Origin of the sequence: Roseateles chitinivorans (genome assembly GCF_002761755.1) — a bacterium.
In the GTDB taxonomy this organism is placed as follows: domain Bacteria; phylum Pseudomonadota; class Gammaproteobacteria; order Burkholderiales; family Burkholderiaceae_C; genus Roseateles; species Roseateles chitinivorans.
Genome location: NZ_PEOG01000039.1, coordinates 1 through 22,882 on the forward strand (window position 1 = coordinate 1; position 22,882 = coordinate 22,882).

A 22,882-nucleotide genomic window follows, 5' to 3' on the forward strand; every position below is an offset into this window, starting at 1 on the left:
GTCTCCGGCCGGCCTCGCGGACCGCCTCGCGCAGCGCCTCGTCGCCGGCCGCTGAATCGATGAACGACGCCACCTTGCCGCCTGCCCAGCCCCACGCGCCCCCGCCGGTGTCGCCGATCACCGCGCCGCTGCAGCCCGGCCAGGTGCTGGACGGCTTCGTGCTCGAAGCCCGGCTGCACCAGGGCGGCATGGCCAACCTCTGGCAGGTGCGGCGGCAGTCCCCGGCGGACGCGCCTCCCGGCGAGGACTTCCCGCTGATCATGAAGGTCCCCCGCATCAAGGGCGGCGAGGATCCGGCCAGCATCGTCGGCTTCGAGGTCGAGCAGATGATCATGCCGGCGCTCAAGGGGCCGCATGTGCCGCGCTTCGTCGCGCGCGGCGACTGGCGCCGGCAGGCCTACATCGTCATGGAGCGCATCGAGGGCGAGAGCCTGCGCCCGCGCCTGGACCAGGCGCCGCTGCCGCTGGTGGAGGTCGTGGAGATCGGCATCCAGGTCGCGCACGCGCTGACCGACCTGCACCGCCAGCACCTGGTGCACCTGGACATCAAGCCGAGCAACATCCTGCTGCGGCCCGACGGCACGGTGGTGCTGGTCGACTTCGGCCTGTCTCGGCACGACTTCCTGCCCGACCTGCTGGAGGAGGAGTTCTCGCTGCCGATGGGCACCGGGCCCTACATGTCGCCGGAGCAGGTCCAGTTCGTCCGCAACGACCCGCGCAGCGACCTGTTCGCGCTGGGCGTGATGCTCTACCACCTGTCTACCGGCGAGCGGCCCTTCGGCCAGCCGAACTCGGTGCGCCAGCTGCGCCGCCGGCTCTATGTCGATCCGATCCCGCCTCGCGCGATCCGACCCGAACTGCCGCCATGGTTCCAGGAGATCGTGCTGCACTGCCTGGAGGTGCGCGCCGAGCGCCGCTACCAGAGCGCCGCGCAGCTCGCGCTGGACCTGCAGCGGCCCGACGCGGTGCCGCTGACGGCGCGGGCGCACAAGCTGCAACGCAGCGGCCTGGTGCGGCGCTTCAAGCGCTGGTTCCTGGCGATGGGCGAGGAGCCGCGCGCGCCGGCCTCGGTCGGCGCGCAGGTGGCGCGCAGCCCGGTGATCATGGCCGCCGTCGACGTGCAGGGCGCGACGCCGGCCCTGCTGGAGGAACTGCGCGAGGTGGTGCGCCGCCTGATGCAGACCGAGCCCGGCGCGCGCCTGGCCTGCGTCGGCGTGATGAAGACCAATCGCATCGGGATGGACGAGCTCACCGATGCGCATGGCCGCAGCCACCATGTGCAGCAGCTGATCGCGCTGAAGAACTGGGCGCATCCGATGACGCGCGAGCTGGCGCTCGAGGACGGGCGCCTCACCTTCCACGTGCTGGAGGCGCCCGACGCCGCCGATGCGCTGATCGAATTCGCCGCGCGGACCGGCGTCGACCACGTCGTGATGGGCGCGCGCGCCAGCTCGATGATGCGGCGCTACCTGGGCAGCGTCTCGGCGCAGGTCGTCACGCAGTGCGCCTGCACCGTCACCGTGGTGCGAGAACCGGCGCTGCCCGACGATTCGCCGCCACCCGACAGTCCGTTGATCAGCCCGTCGGCGTCGAACTGAGCGCCGATCCGCCGCCGCCCCGCCCTCGCCTCCTGCCCGCTTCCCGGCGTCACCGCCCCCGTCCGATCTTGCGACCTGCCATGTCCGCCTTTGCCGACAACCCCTGCACCCGCTGCGGCGCCTGCTGCGCGAGCTTCCGTGTCGACTTCTCCCGCCATGAGTTGCTGAGCGAGGGCGGCAGCGTGCCGGACGGCCTGGCGGTCGAGGTCACCGACTCGACCTGCCGGATGCGCGGCACCGACCATGCCCGCCCGCGCTGCGCGGCCCTTCAAGGACAAGTGGGCGAGCGCGCCGGCTGCGGCATCTACGAATGGCGCCCGTCGCCGTGCCGTGACTTCGGCATGCGCTCACCGCTGGGCCTGGGCGACGAGGCCTGCGCGCGGGCCCGCGCCCGCCATGGCCTGCCGCCGCTGGACGGCTGATCGGCCGAGCGCCCCCGCCGCTAGCGCAGCTTCGTCGAGGTGCGCTCCATCCGCGCCTTCAGGCTCTCGAGCTTGGCCGCATACAGGCGGCGCTGCGGCTGGGTGACGCTGTACTCCTCGGCCTTGGCGAGCTCCTCGCGCACCGTGTCCCACTTGCCCAGGCCGACGTTGGCCAGCGCCATCCAGAAATGGAACTCGTGGTAGTAGGCGGAGCGCTCGATCTCCTTGGCGAAGAAGTCGCGTGCCTTGGCGTACTCGCCGGTCTTCATCGCGGCGACGCCGAGGTCGAAGAACTTGAACGGCGGATAGGGCTGGATCTGCGCGAGCCGGGTCTCGAGCTGCTCGGCCTCGGCCAGCCGGCCTTGCAGCCGCAGCGCCTGCGCCAGGTTGGCCATCGCCTGCACATTGGCCGGCTCGCGCGCCAGCACCGCGCGGAAGGCGCGCTCGGCCAGTGCCGTGTCGCCATGGCGGCGGTAGATCACGCCCAGCGTGTTCAGCGCCGACAGCAGCCGCGGCTCGTGCAGCCAGGCGGCGCGCGCGAACCAGTAGGCGCGGTCGAGCTGCGCCTGCGCCATCAGCTCCGCGGCGCGGTTGTTGAAGTACATCGCGACGATGGTGCGCTCCTCCAGCGGCATGGCGCGCTGGCGCGAGATCTGGGCGCCGGGCAGGAAGTCCACCACCAGCGAGGGCTCGTCGTTGCCGATCACCCGGAACTCCGTCTTGCGGCGACCCAGCGCGATGTTGACGTGGCTCGAGATGACCTGCAGGTCGCCGACGCGGCTCCACTGCTCCTCGTCGTAGATCTGCCGGAACATGATGGGCAGGCCGGCCTCGCGGGCGAAGACCGCCGTCATCATCGCCAGCGACAGGCAGTTGCCGGCCTTGGCGTCGAAGGCCTCGGCGGCGGTGCGGGTGGTTTCGGCGTCGTACTCGAGCTGCAGCTCGCCGCGGGTGTAGAGGGCGTCCAGCAACATGTGGCGCATGTCGCGGGTCTCCGTCATCAGCGTGCCGCTGCCGGCGTTGGGCAGCCGGGCGCGGAGGAACTCGCGCATCTTGGGCGACATCGTCATCACCTGCGCCGGATCGATCACGTCGCGCGAAGGCGGGAACAGCTCGTCATGGATCAGTGGCGCGGTGTCGACCTTGGGCAGCGTCGACTCGTCGCTCACCGACGCGCAGCCGGTCAGGACCAGGGCCGCCACCAGCGCCAGGCTGGCGCCTCGCGTCGCGCTCTGGAGCTTCGCCCGCCACCCAGGCATGCGCGCCGGACGCGCCGGCCCCCGGGTTGTCGCGGGGACCGCGGGATGGACCTCGTGGATCGCGTGGATCGTTCCCATGACCGTCTCTCCGATGCGACCTCTGACAGGGCCGCTGGAGACCATGCTAGTCCTGCCGCGCCCAGCGCGCACCTCCGTGCGACGGACGCGGGGATACGCGGCGCGAATCCCTTCACGCGACGAGCGGCACTGACCCCGCCTCGACCGCGCCTTGACCGCGCCTCGACCGCCCTCAGCGGCGCTCGACCACGAAGACCGTCACGCTGCGCGCCGGCACCCGGAAGGTACCGCCCGCATCGGCCGACGCCTCGCGGCGGATCCGCTGGTCACCGGCGCTGGGGGCGCGCTGCACCGGATGCAGTCGCCACGGGAAACCCGCCTCGGCAGCGATCGTCAGCGTGGCAGGCGCCGCCGTGGCATTCACCACGTACAGCACCCGCTCGAAGACCGCGTCCGCGCGCCCCGCGCCGTCGAGCCGTCCGACGGTCACGCCCGGCTGCTGCGCCGGCCCGGTGTTGTGGAAGACCAGCCGCCGCGCGATGTCGGCCGGATCGGCCAACCGGAACAGCGGGGTGCTGGCGCGCAGGCGCAACTGGTCGAGGAACACGCGGCGCGTCCAGTCGATCACGGCCGGTCCGGGCTTGATCGCCGGATCGGCCAGCAGCGGGCGCAGCAGCCCGAAGTCCTGGCCGTTGTCCCGCGCCGGCGGCAGGCCGGCGCCGAAGCCGTTGTCCCGGCCCGTCCAGTCCAGCCGGTTGAACCAGTCCCCCGAGTCGTAGCTGTTGCGGTCCATCGACTTGGACCGCAGCAGTTCCCCGCCGGCATGGAAGTAGGCGATGCCCTGGCTCAGCGCATTGATGCCCAGGGCGACGGCCTGGGTGCGGGCCCGGTCCTCGGCACCGGTGGCACGGGGCAGCTTCAGCACCAGGGCGTCGAACAGCGTCTGGTTGTCGTGGTTCTCGACATAGTTGACGACCTCGGCCGGCACCGACGCATAACCGGCCGGCTGGTCGCCATACGGCAGGCGTTCGCCGATGACGCGCCGGCCGTCGGCCGCCTGGAGCGGGAAATCCCGCAGCGTGCCGGCCATCGCCAGCTTCAGCAGGTCGCCCTGGCGCAGCAGCTCCTCGCGGCGTCCGGCATCGCCCGCGGGCGCGGGCACCAGGAAGCCGGGCCGGCGCATCGAGGTCGCCGCGTCGTCGCCGGCCGCGCCACCGCGCACCGCGTCGCGCCCGCGGTCGCTGAAGGTGCCGATGCCGGTGCCGTTCAGCGACAACTGAGAGGCCTGCACGAAGCGCGCGCCGTGGGCGACCTCGCCGAAGTTCCAGCCTTCGCCGATCAGCTGCACGTCCCGGCCGAGCTCGCGTTTGAGCCGCGCCTGCAGGCGTTCCATGACGGCGCGCGGCTGATGGCCCATCAGGTCGAAGCGGAAGGACGCGATCTTGTACGCCCGCGCCCACAGCAGCACCGAATCGATGAGCAGCTTGCCCATCATCCGGTGCTCGGTGGCGGTGTTGTCGCAGCAGGTGGAGCGCTCGACACGCCCCTGCGCGTCCAGCCGCTGGTAGTAGCCCGGCACGATGCGGTCCAGCACCGAATGCGGCTGCTGGCCCGCGGCCGTCGTGTGGTTGTAGACGACGTCCATGCCGACCCGAAGACCGGCCGCATGCAGGCCCATGACCATCGCGCGCAGTTCTCGCACGCGGACGGCGCCATCGCTGGCGTCACTGGCGAAGCTGCCTTCCGGCGCGCTGTAGTGATACGGGTCGTAGCCCCAGTTGAAGCAGTCGGTGTCGGCGAGGGCGATGACGGCCGCCTGCTGCGCCTCGCTGTCGGGCGCGGCCGGCGGCACCCGCGGGACCGCACAACCGCGCTCGGGCACAGTGGCCAGGTCGAAGACCGGCAGCAGATGCACATCGGTCAGGCCGGCGCGGCTGAGCGCGCGCAGATGGCGCATGCCGGCCGAGTCGGTCCGCGTGAAGGCGAGGTACTTGCCGCGCAGCGCCGCCGGCACCGTCGGGTCGTCGCGCGAGAAGTCGCGCACGTGCAGCTCGTAGATGACCATGTCGGTCGCCGACTTGACGCGGTCGGGGATGCGGCTGGCCGCCCAGCCGCGCGGCTGCAGCCGGGGCTCGGACAGGTCGGCGACATAGGCCCGCGCCGAGTCGGCCGAGAGGCTGACCGCGTACGGGTCGGTCACCAGGTTGCGGACACGGCCGACACCGGGAACAAAGACCTCGACGAGGTAGCGGTAGTACGCGCCGCTGCGCACGCCCGTCCGGGCGGCGGACCAGATGCCGGTGGCCTCGTCGCGGGTCATCTGCAGGCGGGCGCGGGCGGCGCTGTCGGGGCCGTCGTAGAGGCAGAGCTCGACGCGGTCGGCCGTCGGCGCCCAGAGCTTGAAGCCGGCGCCGCCCGCCGACAGCGAGACGCCGAGCGCCTGCTCATCCTCGGCGGCGGCATGGAGCACATCGAGCGCCCGAGCCGTCTGCGCCGGGCTCCAGCGCAGCACGCGACCCTGGCCGTCCTCCACCGTGATCAGCGTCTGGCCACGGTGCAGCGCGCGCCGATCGATCGCAGGATCGATCATCAACTCAGCGCCCGCGCCGAGGTAGGCGCTCTGCGCGGCGACCTCGGGGCTTGGAGATTCCCTCGCAGGCTCGAGGACGCCGCTGAGCTCGCTGTCGGCGATACGCCCGTCGACGAGATCGAGCGCACCGGCGGCCGAGTGATGAAAGCGCACCACCTGCCCGGCGTCAAGCGCCAGTCCGGGCCAGCGCAGCCGGCGGTCATCGAGCCACACCGGCTGGGGGGCGTCGGTGCTCGCGCTGAGCGCAGGCGCTTGCGCGCGCAAGGTGGTCGCCAGACTGCCGTCGCAGGCGGCGAGCGCCGGATTGGGCGCCCCGGCAGGCGACGCCGCCGAAGTCGCCCAGGCCGGGAGCGCCGCCAGGCTGCTAAGCAGCACCGCAGCGAGACAAGGCGCGCGATAGAGCTGGGGCCGGGGCCGGGGCCGGGACAGGAGACGGAACACGGTCGAACGAATGCCCATCGGATCTCCATGGAACTGTTGTTTTTTGATCCGAGGCCATCCTGAGGACCGGCAGCGGCTTCGATTTTCGATAGTAGCAAAACTACATATCGGGAGGATCGGGACTTCCCTTCATGACGCATTCCTTCTATGCTGCGCCGCAAACGTCGTCGGCCGGCACTCGATCGACACGTTGAAATTTGTACTTTTGCTACAGATCAAAAGACCTGGAGACCGCGAGATGACACCTCGCCCCCTCACCGTTGCCGTTGTGGCGACGCTGGCCGTGCTCGCGTCGACACTCGCGTCCGGTGCCGCCGCCGCGCCGGAGGCGCCGGTGGACCTGTCGCCGGTACCGGAGCGCCTGGGCCGCAGCGCGCTGCCGGAGGGTTGGCAGCACGGAGCCTTCATCGAGATCTTCGTGCGCGGCTTCCAGGACAGCGACGGCGACGGCATCGGCGACCTGCGCGGCGTGACGCGCCGGCTGGATTACCTCAAGGACCTGGGCGTCAAGGGCATCTGGCTGATGCCGATCACCGCCAGCGCCGACCACGATCACGGCTACGCGACGACCGACTACCGCGCGATCGAGCCGCAGTACGGCACCCTGGCCGACTTCGACGAGCTGATTCGCGAAGCCCATCGGCGCGGCATCGGCGTGGTCATGGACTACGTGATCAACCACGGCGCGAGGGAGCATCCGCTGTTCCAGGCCGCCGCCGCCGATCCGGCGAGTCCGTGGCGCGACTGGTTCGTGTGGAGCCCGAAGCCGCTGGGCGAGCTGACGGACTGGGACATCTGGGGCCATACGCCCTGGTACCTGCCCGGCGAGCAGGTGCCCGACCTGCCCGAAGGCGCCAGCGCGCCGCCCAAGCCGACCTCGACCGCCCTGGCGCCGGCCGGCTCGCCGCGTTACTTCGCGACCTTCGGCCCGGACATGCCCGACTTCAACATGCGCAATCCGGCGGTGGTGAAGTACCACGCGGACAGCCTGCGCTTCTGGCTCGATCGCGGCCTGGACGGCTACCGCCTCGACGCGGTGCCGCACCTGATCGAGAACAGCGCCAAGGACTGGAACGACCAGCCGGAGAGCCGCGCGCTCACCGGCGATTTCGCGCGGCTGATCAAGCGCTATCCGCATCGCTTCGTCGTCTGCGAGGCGACGGCCGAGCCCAAGGTCTACACCCGTCCCGACATCTGCGGCAGCGCCTTCGCCTTCGGGCTGGAACGCGCGGTGATCGACGCGGCCAAAGGCGGGGATGGCGCCGACGAGGCGGTCGCCCGGGTCGCGCGTTTCTTCACCGAGTCGCCGCTGTCGATGGCGACCATGCTGAGCAACCACGACATCTTCGCGGGCCGTCGGCCCTGGGACCAGTTCCAGGGCGACGAGGCCCGCTACAAGCTCGCGGCCGCCACCTACCTGCTGCTGCCCGGCACGCCCTTCCTCTACTACGGCGAGGAGATCGGCCAGGCCGGCGTCGCGGGCCTGCCGGGCGACGCGCCGCTGCGCGCGCCGATGAGCTGGACCGCCGACGTGCGCGGATTCACCTCGGGCACGCCCTTCCGGCCGGCGGCGCCCAACATCGCCACGCACAACGCGCAGGCGCAGGCCGCCGATCCGGGCTCGCTGCTGAACTTCTACAAGGCGATGCTGGCGCTGCGCAACACCCAGCCGGCGCTGGCACGTGGCCGTTACGAGGCGCCCCTGGCGCAGGGCCGCGTGCTGAGCTTCCAGCGCGCGTATCAGGGTCAGCGGGTGCTCGTCGTCATCAACTACGGCCAGGAGGCGGCGAAGGTCGCCCTGTCCGGCCTGACGGCGAGGCGCCAGCTTCGCCCGCTGTATCCGACGGCCGCCACCCCACCCGGGCGCGCGCCAGTTCCGGCGCCACGCGTCGACCCCGCCGGTCGCCTGACGCTGATGGCGGCCCCGCTGTCGGTGCAGGTCTTCCGGCTGCGCTGAAGGACGTGCACGATGATCGCCCCCACCCGTCTCGCCGCCCCCCTCGCCTCCCTCCTTTCCCTCGCCTTGAGCCTGATTGCCATGACGCACACTCCCGCCGCCGCCGCGACGGCCGATCCCGTCCCCACCCCCGCCGCGGTCACGCTCGATCGCGTCGAGCCGCCGGACTGGTGGGTCGGCATGAAGTCCCCCGACCTGCAGTTGATGCTCCACGGTGCCGGCATCGGCGCGCTGCAGGTTGCGCTCGCGCCGACGCCCGGCGTGACGCTGGTCGGTGCCCGGCGCGGGGACAGCCCCAACTACCTGTTCGTCGACCTGCGCATCGCGCCCACGGCCCAGCCGGGCACGCTGACGCTGCAGCTCCAGCATGAGGGCCGGACGGTCCTCGAGCACCGCTATCCGTTGCGGGCCCGGGCGCCCGGCTCGGCGCAACGCGAGAGCTTCGGCCCGAAGGACGCGATCTACCTGGTGGTGCCGGACCGCTTCGCCAACGGCGACCCGAGCAACGACGCGGTCCCCGGCATGGCCGAAGGCCCGCGCCGCGACGATCCGGGCGGCCGGCATGGCGGGGACCTGGCCGGCCTGATCGCCCACCTCGACTACATCGCGGGCATGGGCTTCACCATGCTGTGGCCGACGCCGCTGTCCGAGAACAACAGCCCGAAATGGAGCTACCACGGCTATGCCGCGACGGACTTCTACAAGGTCGATCCGCGCTTCGGCACCAACGCCGACTACCTGCGCCTGGGCGCCGAGGCGAAGCGCCACGGCCTGGGGCTGATCCAGGACATCGTGCTGAACCACATCGGCGTGCATCACTGGTGGATGGCCGACCTGCCGACGGCGGACTGGGTCAACGTCTGGCCCCGGTACACCGAGACGCATCACGCGCGCATGTCGCTGCAGGATCCCTATGCCGCGCCGAGCGACCGCAAGCGCTTCAGCGATGGCTGGTTCACGCCGGACATGCCCGACCTGAACCAGCGCCAGCCGCTGGTGGCGACCTACCTGACGCAGATGAGCCTGTGGTGGATCGAGAGCGCTGGGCTGGCGGGCGTGCGCACCGACACCTACAGCTATTCGGATAAGGACTTCCTGGCCGCCTGGTCGCGCCGGCTGAAGGACGAGTACCCGAAGCTGAACATCGTCGGTGAGGAATGGAGTCCGCATCCGGCGGTGGTGTCGTACTGGCAGGCGGGCAAGCGCAACCACGATGGCTACGTGTCGTCGCTGCCGAGCCTGATGGACTTCCCGATGCAGGAGGCGATCCTGGCCGGCCTGAACCAGGCCGACTCGCACGATGGCGGCTTCACGCGGCTGTACGAGGGGCTCGCGCACGACTTCGTCTATCCGGACCCGGCCAACCTGGTGCTCTTCGAGGGCAACCACGACACGCCGCGCCTGTACAGCATGCTGCACGAGGACCTGGACCTGACCAAGATGGCCTGGGCCTTCCTGAGCGTGGTGCGGCGCATTCCGCAGTTCTATTACGGCACCGAGATCCTGATGACCAGCCCGCGCCACCGCGACGACGGCGCGGCGCGGGGCGACTTCCCCGGCGGCTGGGCGGGCGACGCGGTCAATGCCTTCACCGGCACGGGCCTGAGCGAGCGCCAGGCCGCCGCGCAGGCGTGGCTGAAGCGCTTGCTGAACTGGCGCAAGACGGAGCGTCTGGTCCACGAGGGCGCGCTGATGCAGTACGCGCCGCTGGGCGAGGCCTACGTGCTCTTCCGCTACGACGCGGCGAAGGGCCAGAACGGCAAGCGGCTGATGCTGGTGCTGAACAAGGCCCGCGAGGCGCGGGACCTGGACCTGACGCGCTTCTCCGAGATGCTGCGCGGCGGCGAGACCGCCACCGACGTCATGACCGGGCAGACCGCGACGCTCGGCACGTCGCTCACGCTGCCGGCGCGCTCGGTGACGGTGTTGTCGATCGAGTGACGCCCACGGGCGCGGCTCGCCGCGCCTGGCCGGGGGAAGCGAGCGGACTCAGTCGCGCTCGCTGCACAGCGCGCCGAGCACCAGTCCGCTGGCGAGCGCCAGGTAGACGATGCCCAGCCGGCGCGGCGTGAGCCGGGCCTCGAATCCTGGCGTCAGGCGCCGAGGCACGAGCAGGTAGTCGGTGACCACGGCGGCGCCGGTGAGGATGACCGCGTCGGTGGCCGCGTTGAGCGGCGTCGGCCGCCGGTGCCAGCCGCGCATCAGCGCGTAGATCCCGCCCCAGAACAGGGCCGAGGCGACATGCGTCGCGACCCCGACGCCGGTATGGCGCAGGTTGCAGGCGTCGGACTCGAGGGCCTCGTCGCCCCAGAGCCAATGGCTGGGCGCGTTCAGGCCGGCCACCGCGCGATGGCCACCGGCGCGGCTGCCCCAGGCCACGGCCGCTGCGGACAGCAGGCCCGAGGCGAGTCCGGCGATCAACGATTCGCGGATCAGATCGGCGGTGCGAAGGCTGCGGGGCGAGAAATGGTGCATGGGGCTCTCCGGCAAGCGGGTAGGACACGTGTGTCCGGCGGGCAAGGCAGGCTCCCGCGCCGAGCGACGGCGCCGACATGCCGGGTGGTCAGAATTGCCAGCCGACTCGCGCCGCAAGCGGCTCGCCGTGACGCGATCGAACCGATGTCCCTGCGTGCGCGACCGACGCGCCCATGTGGAAGAAGCTAGTGAGGCCGCTGGGATTCGTCGCGGCGATGGGCGCCGCGCCGGACGCGCTGGCGATCGGCATTGAACGGGACGGCTCGGACCTGTGGATCCGCGACGGCGTGCTCGACGATGCGGCCGTGGAGCGGATCGACGACGCCTTCCGACGCCGCCCGGGTGTCGACACGATCCATCTGAAGGACCTGCGGGGTGGCCGCCCCACCCGGGCCCGACTCGCCTTGCATGCGGCATTCGTCTTCAGGCGCGTGGAGGTGCATGGCCTCTGCGAGGCGGCGTGCGCCCACCTGGCGCTGACCGCGCGGGCGACCGGCCTTCATCCGCAGGCCACGCTGGTGCTCCAGGACCCGCCGGCATTCATCGACTGGGAGGGCCTGGAGATGGCCCGCTTCAAGGATGTCGAGTGGCTGTCCGTCCGACTGCCCAGCGTGCCGCGCGCCCTCATCGAGCGCGTGCTCCTGGCGCGCTGGCCGCGCGAGCCGCAGCTGATCCTGCGCCCGCGACGCCCACCGGCTGACCTCATCGATGTCACTCTCTGCGATCCGTCACCAGATCGCTGCCTGGGTCTCTCCCCGATCGGGCCTGGGGCCTCCTCGCTGACGCCTCTGCCCGCGACCATTCCCGATCGCCGATAGGTGGGCCGCAGGCGCAGAATGCACCGCGACCTCGTCGCCCTGGAGCCTGCCCATGCGTCCCGCACCACTTGCCCTGCTGCCCGCGCTCGTCGTGCTGGCGATGTCGCCGGCGTTATCCGGCAGCGCCCTCGCGGCCGACTACACCGGCCCGCTCTTCGACGCGCATCTCCACTACAACGAGGAAGCCTGGAACGGCCACGATGGTCCGCATCCGCCGGCCGACGTGCTCGCGCGGATGCAGCGCAACGGTGTGAAGGGCATCCTGTCCAACTCGCGTCCGAACGACGGCACGCGGGCGCTGGCCGCGCTGCCGCAGACACGGGCCGCCGGCGTCACCGTCGTGCCCTTCATCCGGCTCTATCGCACCCGGGCCGACTACGACAACTGGTTTCGCGACCCCAGCATCTATCGCATGGTCCAGGAGGAACTCGCGCGCGGCACCGCCGCCGGCCCCTACCGCGGCCTGGGCGAGTTCCACCTCTACGACAGCGGCAATGCGCGCGGACCCGTCGCGCGCCAGTTGATGGCGCTGGCCGAGGAGAAGTCGCTGGTCGTGCTTGCCCATGTGGACGATGAAGCGATCGAGCTGCTGATGGCGGCGACGCCCAGCCAGGGACGCGAGCTCCGCCTGGTCTGGGCCCACACCGGCATCAACGGCACGCCGATCGAGCGCGTCCAGGACCTGCTGGCCAAGTACCCCCGGCTGATGGGCGAGCTGTCCTATCGCCCTGGCCTCACCTGCGACGGCGGCAAGCTCTGCCCCGACTGGCGAGCGCTGATCGAGCGCCATCCGGATCGCTTCCTGATCGGATCGGACACCTGGGTCAACCAGCGCTGGCAGCACTACGACGCGACGATGCTGGGCTATCGCGCCTGGCTCGGCGACCTGCCCGCCGACATCGCGCGACGCATCGCATGGGGCAACGCCGCAAGGCTCTTCGGACTGCCGCCCTGAGCGAAGCCGTACCCGCCGCGGGCCGTCATGCAGTCCGGCACGCCGCGGCAGCGCGCCGCCTCACACGTAGCAGCTGCAGCCCAGCGCGCCCCAGAACGCCTGAGCCGCCGACGCGTCGCTTGCCGCGCTCGCGACCGCCGTGTGGTCGTGACCATGCACGCCGCACTGGCTGGCGCAGCCGCACATCGCGGCGTACTGGTAGCGCCGCTCGGCATCGCTCATCGAGGACGACGACGACTTGCGCGCCTGGTACCCGCCGTAGCGGCGCACCGGCGACCAGTCCGGCATCGCCGGCGGCAGCGGCGGTGCGAGCGACGCATACGCGCCGCTGCCATGCACCGGCTTGCCGGCCACCACCGTCAGCACCGAGGTGATGTCCTGGATCTGGTCCTCCGGCACGGTGAGGAAATCGCGGTCCAGCACCGCCAGGTCGCCGAACGCGCCGGCCTTCAGCACGCCCTTCCTGCCGGTCTCGCGCGAGAACCAGGCCCCGTCCGCCGTCATCAGCCGCAGCGCGGCGATCCGCTCCAGTCGCCGTTCCTCCGGGTAGAGCACCGTGCCGCCGATGGTGCGGCCCGACACCAGCCAGTACAGCGCCTGCCACGGGTTGTAGCTGTTCACCCGCGTCGCGTCGGTGCCCAGCGACACCGGCAAGCCCATCTCCAGCATGCGCTTGACCGGCGGCGTCTCCGCCGTGGCCTTCAGCCCGTAGCGCCGGATGAAGTACTCGCCCTGCATCGACATCCGGTTCTGCACCGCGATACCGCCGCCCAGGCGCTTGATCCGCTCCAGGTTGCGCGGCGTCACCGTCTCGCAGTGGTCGAAGAACCAGCCGAGCTTGTCGATCGGATGGTCGCGATGGACCTTCTCGAAGACGTCCAACGCCCGCGACACCGTCTCGTCGTAGGTCGCATGCATGCGCCAGGGCCAGCCATTGCCCGCCAGGAAGCGCACGACGCCCTCGAGGTCGCTTTCCATCGCCGCGGGCATCTCCGGCCGCGGCACGAGGAAGTCCTCGAAATCCGCCGCGCTGAAGGCGAGCATCTCGCCCGCGCCATTGAGCTTGTAGAAGTCGGTGCCATCGCCGGGCCGGCCCATCGTCGCCCAGCGCTGGAAGTCCGCCAGCTCCTGCCGGGCCTTCTGAGGGAACAGGTTGTAGGCGATGCGCACCGTCAGCCGGCCCTCCTTGGCGAGCCGGTCGATGATCCCGTAGTCGTCGGGATAGTTCTGGAAGCCGCCGCCGGCATCGCCCACCGAGGTCACGCCGAGCCGGTTCTCCTCGCGCATGAAGTGCAGCGTCGAGTTGAGCTGCTGCTCCGGATCGAGCTTGGGCCCGAGGTTCAAGGTGTTGTAGAGGATGAAGGCGTTGGGCTCGGCCAGCAGCAGCCCGGTGGGTTCGCCGCGCGCGTCGCGCTCGATGATCGCGCCCGCGGGCTGCGGCGTGTCCTTGGTGTAGCCGACCGCGCGCAGGGCCGCGCGGTTCAGGAAGGCCATGTTGTAGAGGTTGAGCACGAACACCGGCGTGTCCGGCGCCGCGGCGTTGAGCTCGGCCAGCGTCGGCATGCGCTTCTCGTCGAACTGGAATTCGTTCCAGCCGCCGACCACCCGCACCCACTGCGGCGCCGGCGTGCGCGCCGCCTGTTCCTTGAGCATCTGCAGCGCCGCGCCCAGCGAGCGCACGCCATCCCAGCGCAGCTCCATGTTGAAGTTGAGTCCGCCGCGGATGATGTGCATGTGCGAGTCGGTCAGCCCCGGGATCACGCGGCGCTTCTCGACGTCGACCACCCGGGTCCGCGCGCCGGCGAGCTTCAGGATGTCCGCGTCGCTGCCTACCGCCATCACCACGCCGTCGCGCAGCGCGATCGCGGTCGCCTCGGGCCTGGCCGGGTCCATCGTCGTGATGCGGCCGTTGCGCAAGATCAGCTCCGGCGCCCCGCCCGCGGCGGATTGCGCGAGCACCGGCCCGGCCATCACGCTCAAGCCCAGCGCGGCGGCGGCCTCCATGAAGTCGCGGCGATTGCCGTGCGGCGCGTCCTCGCGGCCGGTGCGGATCAGGTCGGTGAACATGGCGGCTCCTGTCGAATGAACCCACCAATTCTTCGCCCGAAAGCCCGATCCGGCTTCTCCCAAAGTGGAGACACCGGCGCTCGGCCGGTGTCGTCGGTGTCATCGGTCCCGCCGCGCCGCGGCGTCACCGCCCGCACGGTCAGCGCCGGTCGCGCGGCACCACCCGCGAATCCAGCGGCCGGACCTGGTAATCGGGCTCGAAGCGGCAGGTCGATCCCAGGGTGGCGCGCGCCTTGTCGCAACCAGCCGCGATCGACGCGGGCGTCGGCTTGCGGCCCTGCGTCACCCAGTTCGACAGCGCCTCCATCAGCGCCGCGTAGGTCGGATCGCTCAGGTAGCTGTGATCCTTGTCGCCGGTGAAGGTCTGCACCAGCGCATCGCCGCGGCCCGCGGCCACCATCGTGCGACCGAAGCTGTCCTGCAGCTCGACCATCGCCGTCGGGTCATGGATCGCATGCACCGTCAACACCGGCACGGGGATCTTCCCGTCGAGGTCCGCATCCGCCGCCAGCGTCGCCACCGCCTTCGGATCCGCCGCGTAGCGCAGCACGCCCGCGTTCAACGCCGCATCGTCGTTCGAACCGGCATACACCGCCCCCGTGTTGCCGAAGGGGCTGGCGCCGCCGGTGCGCTTGAACGCGATGTCCTGGAAATGCCAGGTGGCCCAGTTCAGGTGCGACAGGAGGCTGCGCTCCGGAATGTGGACCACGTCGACGAGGGTCTTGATCTTCATCGCCTGCTCGGGCGAGCGCTCCGCCGCAGGCTTGTTCAGGCCCAGGCAGTCGTCGACACGCCGGGCGAGGTCGGCCTGCTTCATCGTCGACTCGAGCGGAAGCCCGATGTTCAACGGGTACTGCGGCTCGCTGGGCAGCGGATGGTTGCGGCACAGGTACTGGTAGACGACGCGCAGGTCGAGCCGGAAGTCGTAGCTGCGGGTGCCGCCGCCCAGCACGCCCGAGGTCAGCAGCACCGCGTCGTAGGGCTTGCCGTCGACGAAGCGCTCCGCGCCCTTGGCCGCCACGCTGGCGCCCCAGGACTGGCCGTGCAGGTAGACGTGTTTCGGCTTGGCGACCTTGTCGATGAACAGGCGTCGCAGCCGCTCGTTGTCCTGCGCCGCGGCCGTCACCGCGACACCGCCCTGCCGATAGCTCGACGCCGCGAGCGCATAGCCCAGCCTGGGCATGATCGACCAACGCTCGACATCCTCGACGACCCGCCGGGCCGTCGGCGCGCCGAGGAAGGGCCCGCCGTGCGCATGCACCACCAGGTCGCCATTCCAGGCCTTGGGCAGGACGATCATGTAGAACGCGCCGGCGCTGTCCTGGCCCGCCAGGCAGCGCGCGCCCTCGCCGACATGCGACGGGCAGCTCGTCGACGCCGGTGCGGCCTCCGCTGCCATGTCGAAGACCTCGCCCTGCGCGCCCTTCGCGACCGCGGCGGGCGCCGCCGCCATCAGGCCCAGCACGATCGTCGCTGTCACCGTCGCCACCGCCAGCACGCTGCCCGCGCGACGCTTCCCGTTCATCCTCATCGGCTTCATCCTCATCCGGCTCTCCCTGTCGATCGGAACTCAGGCCGCAGCCGCGGCCATCCTCGGTGCGGCGGTCGCCGCCCGGCGCCACCGCAGCATCCCCACCAGCGCCACGCCCAGGCCGGCCAGCGCGAAGGAGCCCGGCTCCGGCACCGCGGCGGCGAAGCCGAGCTGATCGCTCGCCACCCGCTGCAGCAGCACCGCGTCGCGCGCGCTGATGCCCAGGTCCCGTGCCGCGATCTCGCCCAGGCCCAGCACCGCCGGATCGACGCCGGTGATCGTGCCGAACAGCGTCAGCGCGCTCAGGTAGGAGCCGTACTTGCTCGCATGGGTGCCGTCGTCGAACCACAGGTCCAGCAGCCCGTCGGTCGTCGCGGTCGACGCATACATGTCCGGCGTCGCGATGCCGGCGGCGATCGCGCGCATGAAGGCCTCGCCCACTGGCGCGACACCGGCGATGCCGCCCGAGCCGTCGGCGCCGGCCATCAGCGCCGCCGCGGCGTAGGCCTGCCGCAGGTCCTCGGTCATCGCCTGCAGCGACGGATAGAACGACGGGGCCGGCTGCCCGGTCGGCGTCACCGCGCCGGTGATCTCGTCGGTCACCGTCGTGCTGGGAGCGTTGACCAGGTTGGGCCGCGCCCAGGTCTGGTACAGGTAGACATCGGCATCCGGGTTCGCGTTGGCATTCGCGCCGACATTGCGCAGCAGCGAGCAGGTCCCGGTCGACGCGCCGGTGATCTCGGCGCACTTCGCATTGGTGCCGCCGATCAGGTCGCGCTCGCGGTAGCTCAGCGCGCTGCCCTGGTGGACCCAGTTCTCGATCAGGTTGGCGTAGGTGTTGAAGTAGGCCGGGTTGGATGCCAGCCCCGGCTGCTTCGTCAGCGGCTCGTCGCTCTGCTCCTGCAGCACGACCTTGTCCCAGGCCTGCGAGCCGATGTTGCCCCGCAGGTCCCAGCCGGCGCTGTTGGTGTTGAGGAACTGCCCGCGCAGCGAGGCCGCGTTGCGGGCCGAGATCGACACGTCGTAGTCCAGCCCGACCTGCACGGTGAACTGCTTGAAGAGGCCGGCCACGCCGCCCCAGGGATGGGGCTCGAAGCTGTTCGCGCCGCTCGGGTTGGTGGCGTACATCGCGGCCGTCAGGTCATGGACATTGGCGGCGTTGTAGCTCATCACCGGATCGACGCGGCCGAAGGTGTAGCTGTTGCCGACGAACAGGATCCGGGTCGCTTCGGCGCGCGCGCCGAGCGGCAGGCAGGCGCCCAGCGCCGAGCAGGCGAGCATGAGCGCGCCGGCCAGGCGCGGCGCTCGCCGCGAGGAGGGCGTGAACCCGAGGTGGGACATGGTCGTGCTCCTTCGTTGCCGTTGCGGAAATCGGAATCAGAAGCTGTGGCGGACGCCGGCCTCGAAGCCGCCGCTGTCGCCGCCGGGCTGGGTCGTCGCCAGGCCGACGTTGAAGCGGGTGCCGCGGCCCTTGTTGTCGACCTTCGCCAGGTTGGTGTAGAGCGCGGTGCGCTTGGACAAGTCGTGCACATAGCCGATCGCGATGTGGGTGGCGTCGCTGGCGACGTTCCTCGCTTTCAGCCAGGTGTAGGCGAAGCGCAGCTCGCCCTGCGGCCAGACCTCCCACTGCGTGCCCAGCATCGTCGCGGTGGTCCGGGTGATGCCGACCTCGTTGCGGCCCCACAGCGCCATCAACCGGGCCGGGCCCCACTTGTAGGACATGCCGACATTGCTCTGCGTGTAGTCGCCGGTCGCATAGCGGGTCTTGGAGATCGCCGCCGAGGTGTTCAAGGCCTCGTTGCGCCAGCCGATGCGCACGCCGGTGAGCTGGCCGTCCTTGCGCGTCGGGCCGGCGCCCTGCTCGCCCAGCGCCAGCATCGCGTGGCCGTAGAAGCCGTTGACGCCCGACGGCGTGAAGTAGCCGATCGAGTTGGAGGCCCGGACATTGGTCCGCGCCGTCGTCCCGTTGGCGGGCACCGGGTAGAACATGATCCCGGAGCTGCCCACGCCGTTGGTGCCGAACGGATGCATCGACGTGGTCAGGTTGCCGAACGACGGCACATAGTCGCGGCCCAGCCGCAGCTCGCCCCACGGGCCCGAGACCTGCACGGTGGCGCGTCGGCCCCAGGTCAGGCCGCCGCTGACCGAGTCCTTGTTGTTGGTGCTGGTGGCGCCGCTGGTGCCGTCGTCGACGGAGACCGCCGACTCCAGCCAGAAGCCCACCTTGAGCCCGCCGCCCAGGTCCTCGGTGCCGCGCACGCCGAAGCGGCTGGAGGTGTTGCCGTCGCTGTTGACCAGGTAGCGCGTGTCGGTCCCGCTGGCCTTCAGCGCCTGCACGCCGATGTCCATGAGGCCGAACAGCTGCACGCTGGAACCGGCCTGCGCCTGCGCGCCGGCGGCGCCCAGCAGGCCCAGGGTGATCGCGGTGGCGATGAGGACCGGCGCGCGCGCGCCGCTCGAATGCGTGGTCGTTGCCATCAACGTTGTCTCCGTCTCGTGTCGTTGTTGTCGTGTCCTCGTCGGGACCGTTCGTCGTACTGACCGCCGGACCGTCCTGGGACGGTGCTTGGATCGCTGTCTCGCTGTCGCTGCGTCGGTATCCGGGGCGGACCTTAGTGACCCCGCTCCATAGCGTCAAATACACTGATTCACAGAGTCCGAGACGTTTTGAATATGGGCCCTACGTAGCTCCCGCAGCGGAGCAGCAACACCCCAGGCCCCGGAGACAGGCAGCCATGGACCTCCGACACCTGCGCTATTTCGTGACGGTCGCCGAGACCGGCCACATGACACGCGCCGCGGCGCTGCTCGGCATGCAGCAGCCGCCGCTGAGCCAGCAGATCAAGACCCTGGAGCAGGAGCTGGGCATCGCCCTGCTTCACCGCCACCCGAAAGGCGTGAGCCTGACCGACGGCGGCCGGCAGTTCCTCGACGAGGCCCGGCGCCTGCTGCGCGATTACCACGACATGCGCGACCGCATGGAGCGCCTGGCCAGCGGCCAGCACGGGCTGCTGTCGATCGGCTTCACCAGCTCGGCGGCGGCGCATGCCTACACGCCGGCGGTGCTGCGCGCCTGCCGGGGCGAGCATCCCGGCATCGCGCTGTCGATGACCGAGAACAATGCCGCCGGCTTGATCGACGCGATCGTGAAGACCCGGCTGCATGGCGGCTTCCTGCGCGTGCCGGTGGCGCGGCCCGAGGGGATCAGCTTCGAGACGCTGCTGAGCGAGCCCGCGTTGCTCGCCGTGCCGCTGGACCACCGGCTCGCCTCGGTGCCGCGCGCGGCCACCACGCCGGTCCCGCTGGCCGAGCTCGAGGACGAGGACCTGATCCTGGTGCGCCGCCCCGGTGCGCCCGGCCTGTACGCCAACCTGCTGGCGCTGTGCGAGCGCGACGGCGTGCGGCCGCGCAGCTTCGTCGAGGTCGACCGGATGATGATGAACCTCAACCTGGTCGCCGCCGGCGCCGGGATCACGGTGGTGCCGGCATCGATGCGGGGCGTGCATGCGCACTCGATCGTGTTCAGGCCGATGGAGAAGCAGGCCCGGCTCGAGGCGCCGCTGACGCTGGCCTATCGGACCCACGACCAGGACGGTCCGATGGCGACCTTCCTCGCACTGGCCCGCCGCATCGCGCTGGAGCATCGCGATGCATAGGCGCGCATGGCTGATGGGGCACGGCATGGCGCTCGCGCGCCTGGCCGGCCTCGCCGCGATCACCGAGGGCGTGCGCGCCCAGCCCGCGACCGCCGCCGAGCCGTGGCCGTCGCGCGCCCTGCACCTGATCGTGGCCTACCCGCCCGGCGGCGTCAGCGACGAGACCGCGCGGGCGCTCGCCCAGTTCATGGGCGCGCGGCTGAAGGTGCCGGTGATCGTCGAGAACCGCGCCGGCGCCGGCGGCCTCACCGCGCTGGAGTCGCTGGCGCGTGCAGCGCCCGATGGGCACACGCTGGCTTACTGCGCGATCTCGCCGCTGGTCTTCGGACCGCCGGCGCCATCCCCCGGATCCGCCCCGGCCGGGCGCACCGACTTCCCGCTGCGCGACGTCGTGCCGGTCGTCAGCCTCATGGACACGCCGGTGCTGGTGCTCGCCCATCCGTCGTTCAAGCCCCGGGATTTCCGCGCCATGCTGGCCGCCGCGCGGGCTGCCCCGGGGCGGCTGCGCTGGGCCACCTCCGGACATGCGACGGTGGGGCACATGGTGCTCGCGCAGGTCCGCGCCGCGGCTGGCGTCGACATCATCCACGTGCCCTACAAGGGCGGCGGCCAGCAACTGACCGATGCGATCGGCGGCCAGTTCGAACTGCTGTCGTCCAACGTCGCCTCGCAGCAGTTGCAGCTGGTGCGCCAGGGCCGGCTGAAGGCGCTCGCCATCGGCTCGCCGGTGCGACTGCCGGTGCTGCCCGAGGTGCCGACGCTGGCGGAACTCGGCTTCCCGGAAGCCAACCTGGTCTCGACCTTCGGCCTGTTCGCGCCGCGCGGCGTGCCCGAGGAACGGCTGCGTCTCCTCAATGCGGTGGTCAACGAGGCGCTGCGCCAGCCCGAGTTGCGCGCCAGGATGCTGGAGGTCAGCAACCTGCCCACCGGCGGCAGCGCCGCGGACTTCGCCGCACGCATCGCGAAGGAACGCGAACGCGCGCTGCGGGTGCCGCCCGATTGAGGGCGGAACGCCGCGGCGCTCAGCCCAGCCGCGCGACGACTTCCTCGGCGATCGCGAGCGCGCTGGTGAGGCCGGGCGACTCGATGCCCATCAGGTTCACCAGGCCCGGCACGCCGTGCTGCGCGGGGCCGTCGATGCGGAAGTCCGGCGCGGGCTCGTGCGGCGCGTGGATCTTGGGCCGGACGCCGCTGTAGGCCGGCTGGAGCGCCCCATCGGGCAGCGCGGGCCAGTAGCGCCGCACGTCGTCGTAGAAAGCCTCGGCGCGGGCCGGATCGACGGCGTAGTCGATGTCCTCGGGGCGATCGACATCGAGCCATTGCGCATCCGGTCCGAAGCGCGCCTGGCCGCCGAGGTCCAGCGTCAGGTGCACGCCGAGCCAGGCATCCTGCGGCAGCGGATAGACCAGACGCGAGAACGGCGCGCGGCCCTGCAGCGCGAAGTAGCAGCCCTTGCTGAAGCGGGCGACGGGGGGTGGCGGCAGCCCTTCGATGGCCCCCGCGAGCAGCGGCGCGTGCAGGCCGGCGGCGTTGACGACCAGGCGCGCGCCCAGCGACAGGTCGCTCGCATGCACGATGTGTCCCGGCCCGCCGCGGTCCACCGCGGTCACCGCGGCGCCGAATGCGACGGCGCCGCCATGCCGTTCCAGATCGCCCTGCAGCGACAGCATCAGCCCGTGGCTGTCGACGATGCCGGTCGAGGGCGACAGCAACGCAGCCTCGCAGCGCAGCTGCGGCTCGATCGCGAGCGCCTCCTCGCGCGTCAGCCACCGCAGGTCGTCGACGCCGTTGAGCGCGGCCTTGGCCTGCAGTGCGCGCAGGCCGGGCAACTGTGCCGGCGCCGTCGCGACCACCAGCTTGCCGCAGCGCCGATGCGCGACGCCGTGCGAGGCGCAGTGCACATAGAGCAGCTGCTTGCCGCGCACGCACAGCCTCGCCTTCAACGAGCCGGCGGGATAGTAGAGGCCCGCATGGATGACCTCGCTGTTGCGCGAGCTGACGCCGGTGCCGATGGCGAGTTCGCGCTCGAGCACCAGCGTCTCCAGGCCCTGCATCGCCAGCGCCCGTCCCACGGCGAGGCCGACCACGCCGGCCCCGATCACCACTGCATCGACTTGATCCATGGCGGCGATTGTGCCGAGCGGACCTCGCGGGCCGGTACGCGGAACCCGCAGCGGCGCGGCCGGTGTGCGATCAGGCGCGCAGGTCCGTCAGCGCCTGGGCGTGTTGCAGGCCGAAGGCGCACACGGCGGCAGCGTCATGGCTGAACTCGCCACCGGCCAGCCGCTGGGCGAGGGTCTCGAGGTCCAGCGTCAGGAACTCGCTGACTTCGCCATCGCGGTTGAGCGGCAGGAAGCCGGCCGGCAGCGCCAGGCTGAACACATGCAGCACCTCGTCATGCAGGCCCTCGGCTTCCATGCGCGTGCTGCGCAAGGCCCCGCGCGACTGCACCGCGGCGCTGAGGGCCATCGGCACGCCGGCCTCCTCCATCAGCTCGCGGCGGGCGCAGGCGACCAGGTCCTCGTCGGCGGTCAAGCCACCGGCGGCGAGGTTGTCGAGCCGGCCGGGGTCCGTGGCCTTCGACATCGCCCGGCGACCGCACACGAGGCGCGCACCGGGCAGGAAGCCATTGACATGCACCGCGCGACTCATCAGGCCGAAGAAGCGGAAGGCGGCGCGCTCCAGGCGGAACAGCGGGTCGCCGCGCGCGGCGCAGGGATCGTCGACCGGCCGCTCGCAGACATAGCGCTCGCCGCGCCAGCCGGTGATCGCGCCGCGTGCCCGCAACGCGAGCGCGACCGCCTCGATGCGCGCGGAGCGGGCCTCGATGTCGAGCGCCCCGGCGTCCCAGTCGAGCCCGCCGTCGCCGGTCCGCAGTTCGGGCCAGACTTCGCTCAGCACCGCGCGCCGCATCGGATGCAGATGGCCCAGGGTCAGGCCGTTCATCCTCAGCGGCAGCAAGCCGGCGGGCAGCGGCTGCTGCGCGAGTTGCAGGCAGCGTGGCAGGACGGCGACGAGCGATCGGGGCAGCGCAGGCATCCGGCGATTGTCCGGGCTCTCCCCCCAAGAATCACTGGAATGTGCAAGAGACGTGA

17 protein-coding genes are annotated in these 22,882 nt (G+C 71.3%); 8 read left to right on the plus strand and 9 right to left on the minus strand.

Annotated features, from left to right (window positions below):
• The first annotated feature begins 107 nt into the window (after nt 1-107).
• Together CS062_RS14970 and CS062_RS14975 are read left to right on the plus strand one after the other, a co-directional pair.
• Nucleotides 108-1,598 (plus strand): serine/threonine protein kinase, encoded by a 1,491-nt coding sequence (locus CS062_RS14970; protein ID WP_233218072.1) that lies wholly within the window; start codon nt 108-110, stop codon nt 1,596-1,598.
• Between the two features lie 80 nt (nt 1,599-1,678).
• Nucleotides 1,679-2,020, plus strand: coding sequence for a YkgJ family cysteine cluster protein (locus CS062_RS14975; protein ID WP_099862416.1), 342 nt, complete (start codon nt 1,679-1,681; stop codon nt 2,018-2,020).
• 20 nt (nt 2,021-2,040) lie between these two features.
• Here the strand turns inward: CS062_RS14975 and CS062_RS14980 are convergent, their stop codons facing one another.
• Together CS062_RS14980 and CS062_RS14985 are read right to left on the minus strand one after the other, a co-directional pair.
• On the minus strand, nt 2,041-3,357 hold the full coding sequence (locus CS062_RS14980) for a tetratricopeptide repeat protein (RefSeq protein WP_143742354.1): 1,317 nt from the start codon (nt 3,355-3,357) through the stop codon (nt 2,041-2,043).
• Between the two features lie 172 nt (nt 3,358-3,529).
• Nucleotides 3,530-6,346 (minus strand): alpha-1,6-glucosidase domain-containing protein, encoded by a 2,817-nt coding sequence (locus tag CS062_RS14985; protein ID WP_099862418.1) that lies wholly within the window; start codon nt 6,344-6,346, stop codon nt 3,530-3,532.
• A gap of 220 nt (nt 6,347-6,566) precedes the next feature.
• Between CS062_RS14985 and CS062_RS14990 the strand changes: the two genes are divergently transcribed.
• Both CS062_RS14990 and CS062_RS14995 read left to right on the plus strand, forming a co-directional pair.
• Entirely contained in the window at nt 6,567-8,285 is a 1,719-nt protein-coding gene (locus tag CS062_RS14990) for an alpha-amylase family glycosyl hydrolase (protein WP_143742355.1), read from the plus strand.
• An 81-nt stretch (nt 8,286-8,366) separates the two neighbouring features.
• On the plus strand, nt 8,367-10,226 hold the full coding sequence (locus tag CS062_RS14995; protein ID WP_199174250.1) for a glycoside hydrolase family 13 protein: 1,860 nt from the start codon (nt 8,367-8,369) through the stop codon (nt 10,224-10,226).
• A 48-nt stretch (nt 10,227-10,274) separates the two neighbouring features.
• Here the strand turns inward: CS062_RS14995 and CS062_RS15000 are convergent, their stop codons facing one another.
• Complete coding sequence (locus CS062_RS15000; RefSeq protein WP_099862421.1) at nt 10,275-10,760, minus strand: hypothetical protein; 486 nt, start codon at nt 10,758-10,760, stop codon at nt 10,275-10,277.
• A 215-nt stretch (nt 10,761-10,975) separates the two neighbouring features.
• On the opposite strand from CS062_RS15000, the gene CS062_RS15005 reads away from it, so the two are divergent.
• On the plus strand, nt 10,976-11,578 hold the full coding sequence (locus CS062_RS15005) for a hypothetical protein (RefSeq protein ID WP_099862422.1): 603 nt from the start codon (nt 10,976-10,978) through the stop codon (nt 11,576-11,578).
• A gap of 100 nt (nt 11,579-11,678) precedes the next feature.
• A complete protein-coding gene (locus CS062_RS15010) occupies nt 11,679-12,533 on the plus strand; it encodes an amidohydrolase family protein (RefSeq protein WP_438270479.1) in 855 nt (284 codons plus the stop codon).
• A 60-nt stretch (nt 12,534-12,593) separates the two neighbouring features.
• Here CS062_RS15010 and CS062_RS15015 read toward each other — a convergent pair whose 3' ends face one another.
• The 4 genes from CS062_RS15015 to CS062_RS15030 all read right to left on the minus strand — a co-directional run bounded on the left by CS062_RS15015 (nt 12,594) and on the right by CS062_RS15030 (nt 18,609).
• Entirely contained in the window at nt 12,594-14,504 is a 1,911-nt protein-coding gene (locus CS062_RS15015) for an amidohydrolase (protein ID WP_199174251.1), read from the minus strand.
• A gap of 235 nt (nt 14,505-14,739) precedes the next feature.
• A complete protein-coding gene (locus CS062_RS15020; RefSeq protein WP_438270480.1) occupies nt 14,740-16,140 on the minus strand; it encodes a hypothetical protein in 1,401 nt (466 codons plus the stop codon).
• A 30-nt stretch (nt 16,141-16,170) separates the two neighbouring features.
• The gene (locus tag CS062_RS15025; RefSeq protein ID WP_099862425.1) at nt 16,171-17,472 is read right to left on the minus strand and encodes a PEP-CTERM sorting domain-containing protein; all 1,302 of its coding nucleotides are present in this window, start codon (nt 17,470-17,472) and stop codon (nt 16,171-16,173) included.
• 36 nt (nt 17,473-17,508) lie between these two features.
• A complete protein-coding gene (locus tag CS062_RS15030) occupies nt 17,509-18,609 on the minus strand; it encodes a porin (RefSeq protein WP_099862426.1) in 1,101 nt (366 codons plus the stop codon).
• A 257-nt stretch (nt 18,610-18,866) separates the two neighbouring features.
• Here CS062_RS15030 and CS062_RS15035 point away from each other — a divergent pair, with 257 nt between their 5' ends.
• Together CS062_RS15035 and CS062_RS15040 are read left to right on the plus strand one after the other, a co-directional pair.
• Complete coding sequence (locus CS062_RS15035; protein WP_099862427.1) at nt 18,867-19,787, plus strand: LysR family transcriptional regulator; 921 nt, start codon at nt 18,867-18,869, stop codon at nt 19,785-19,787.
• On the plus strand, nt 19,780-20,790 hold the full coding sequence (locus tag CS062_RS15040; RefSeq protein WP_233218073.1) for a Bug family tripartite tricarboxylate transporter substrate binding protein: 1,011 nt from the start codon (nt 19,780-19,782) through the stop codon (nt 20,788-20,790). The genes CS062_RS15035 and CS062_RS15040 overlap by 8 nt, the downstream gene beginning before the upstream one ends.
• Before the next feature lie 19 nt (nt 20,791-20,809).
• Here CS062_RS15040 and CS062_RS15045 read toward each other — a convergent pair whose 3' ends face one another.
• Together CS062_RS15045 and CS062_RS15050 are read right to left on the minus strand one after the other, a co-directional pair.
• Complete coding sequence (locus tag CS062_RS15045; protein WP_099862429.1) at nt 20,810-21,910, minus strand: NAD(P)/FAD-dependent oxidoreductase; 1,101 nt, start codon at nt 21,908-21,910, stop codon at nt 20,810-20,812.
• A gap of 70 nt (nt 21,911-21,980) precedes the next feature.
• Nucleotides 21,981-22,826, minus strand: coding sequence for an NUDIX hydrolase (locus CS062_RS15050; RefSeq protein ID WP_099862430.1), 846 nt, complete (start codon nt 22,824-22,826; stop codon nt 21,981-21,983).
• Nucleotides 22,827-22,882 lie beyond the last annotated feature (56 nt).

Bases quoted from the DNA above. Each gene is read 5' to 3' on its own strand.
- CS062_RS14995 (WP_199174250.1), top strand. From the start codon at position 8,367: ATGACGCACACTCCCGCCGCCGCCGCGACGGCCGATCCCGTCCCCACC.
- CS062_RS15050 (WP_099862430.1), bottom strand. From the start codon at position 22,826: ATGCCTGCGCTGCCCCGATCGCTCGTCGCCGTCCTGCCACGCTGCCTG.
- CS062_RS14985 (WP_099862418.1), bottom strand. From the start codon at position 6,346: ATGGGCATTCGTTCGACCGTGTTCCGTCTCCTGTCCCGGCCCCGGCCC.
- CS062_RS14980 (WP_143742354.1), bottom strand. From the start codon at position 3,357: ATGGGAACGATCCACGCGATCCACGAGGTCCATCCCGCGGTCCCCGCG.
- CS062_RS14975 (WP_099862416.1), top strand. From the start codon at position 1,679: ATGTCCGCCTTTGCCGACAACCCCTGCACCCGCTGCGGCGCCTGCTGC.
- CS062_RS15020 (WP_438270480.1), bottom strand. From the start codon at position 16,140: ATGAAGCCGATGAGGATGAACGGGAAGCGTCGCGCGGGCAGCGTGCTG.
- CS062_RS15005 (WP_099862422.1), top strand. From the start codon at position 10,976: ATGGGCGCCGCGCCGGACGCGCTGGCGATCGGCATTGAACGGGACGGC.
- CS062_RS15000 (WP_099862421.1), bottom strand. From the start codon at position 10,760: ATGCACCATTTCTCGCCCCGCAGCCTTCGCACCGCCGATCTGATCCGC.
- CS062_RS14990 (WP_143742355.1), top strand. From the start codon at position 6,567: ATGACACCTCGCCCCCTCACCGTTGCCGTTGTGGCGACGCTGGCCGTG.
- CS062_RS15030 (WP_099862426.1), bottom strand. From the start codon at position 18,609: ATGGCAACGACCACGCATTCGAGCGGCGCGCGCGCGCCGGTCCTCATC.
- CS062_RS15045 (WP_099862429.1), bottom strand. From the start codon at position 21,910: ATGGATCAAGTCGATGCAGTGGTGATCGGGGCCGGCGTGGTCGGCCTC.
- CS062_RS15040 (WP_233218073.1), top strand. From the start codon at position 19,780: ATGCATAGGCGCGCATGGCTGATGGGGCACGGCATGGCGCTCGCGCGC.
- CS062_RS15015 (WP_199174251.1), bottom strand. From the start codon at position 14,504: ATGGCCGGGCCGGTGCTCGCGCAATCCGCCGCGGGCGGGGCGCCGGAG.
- CS062_RS15010 (WP_438270479.1), top strand. From the start codon at position 11,679: ATGTCGCCGGCGTTATCCGGCAGCGCCCTCGCGGCCGACTACACCGGC.
- CS062_RS15035 (WP_099862427.1), top strand. From the start codon at position 18,867: ATGGACCTCCGACACCTGCGCTATTTCGTGACGGTCGCCGAGACCGGC.
- CS062_RS15025 (WP_099862425.1), bottom strand. From the start codon at position 17,472: ATGTCCCACCTCGGGTTCACGCCCTCCTCGCGGCGAGCGCCGCGCCTG.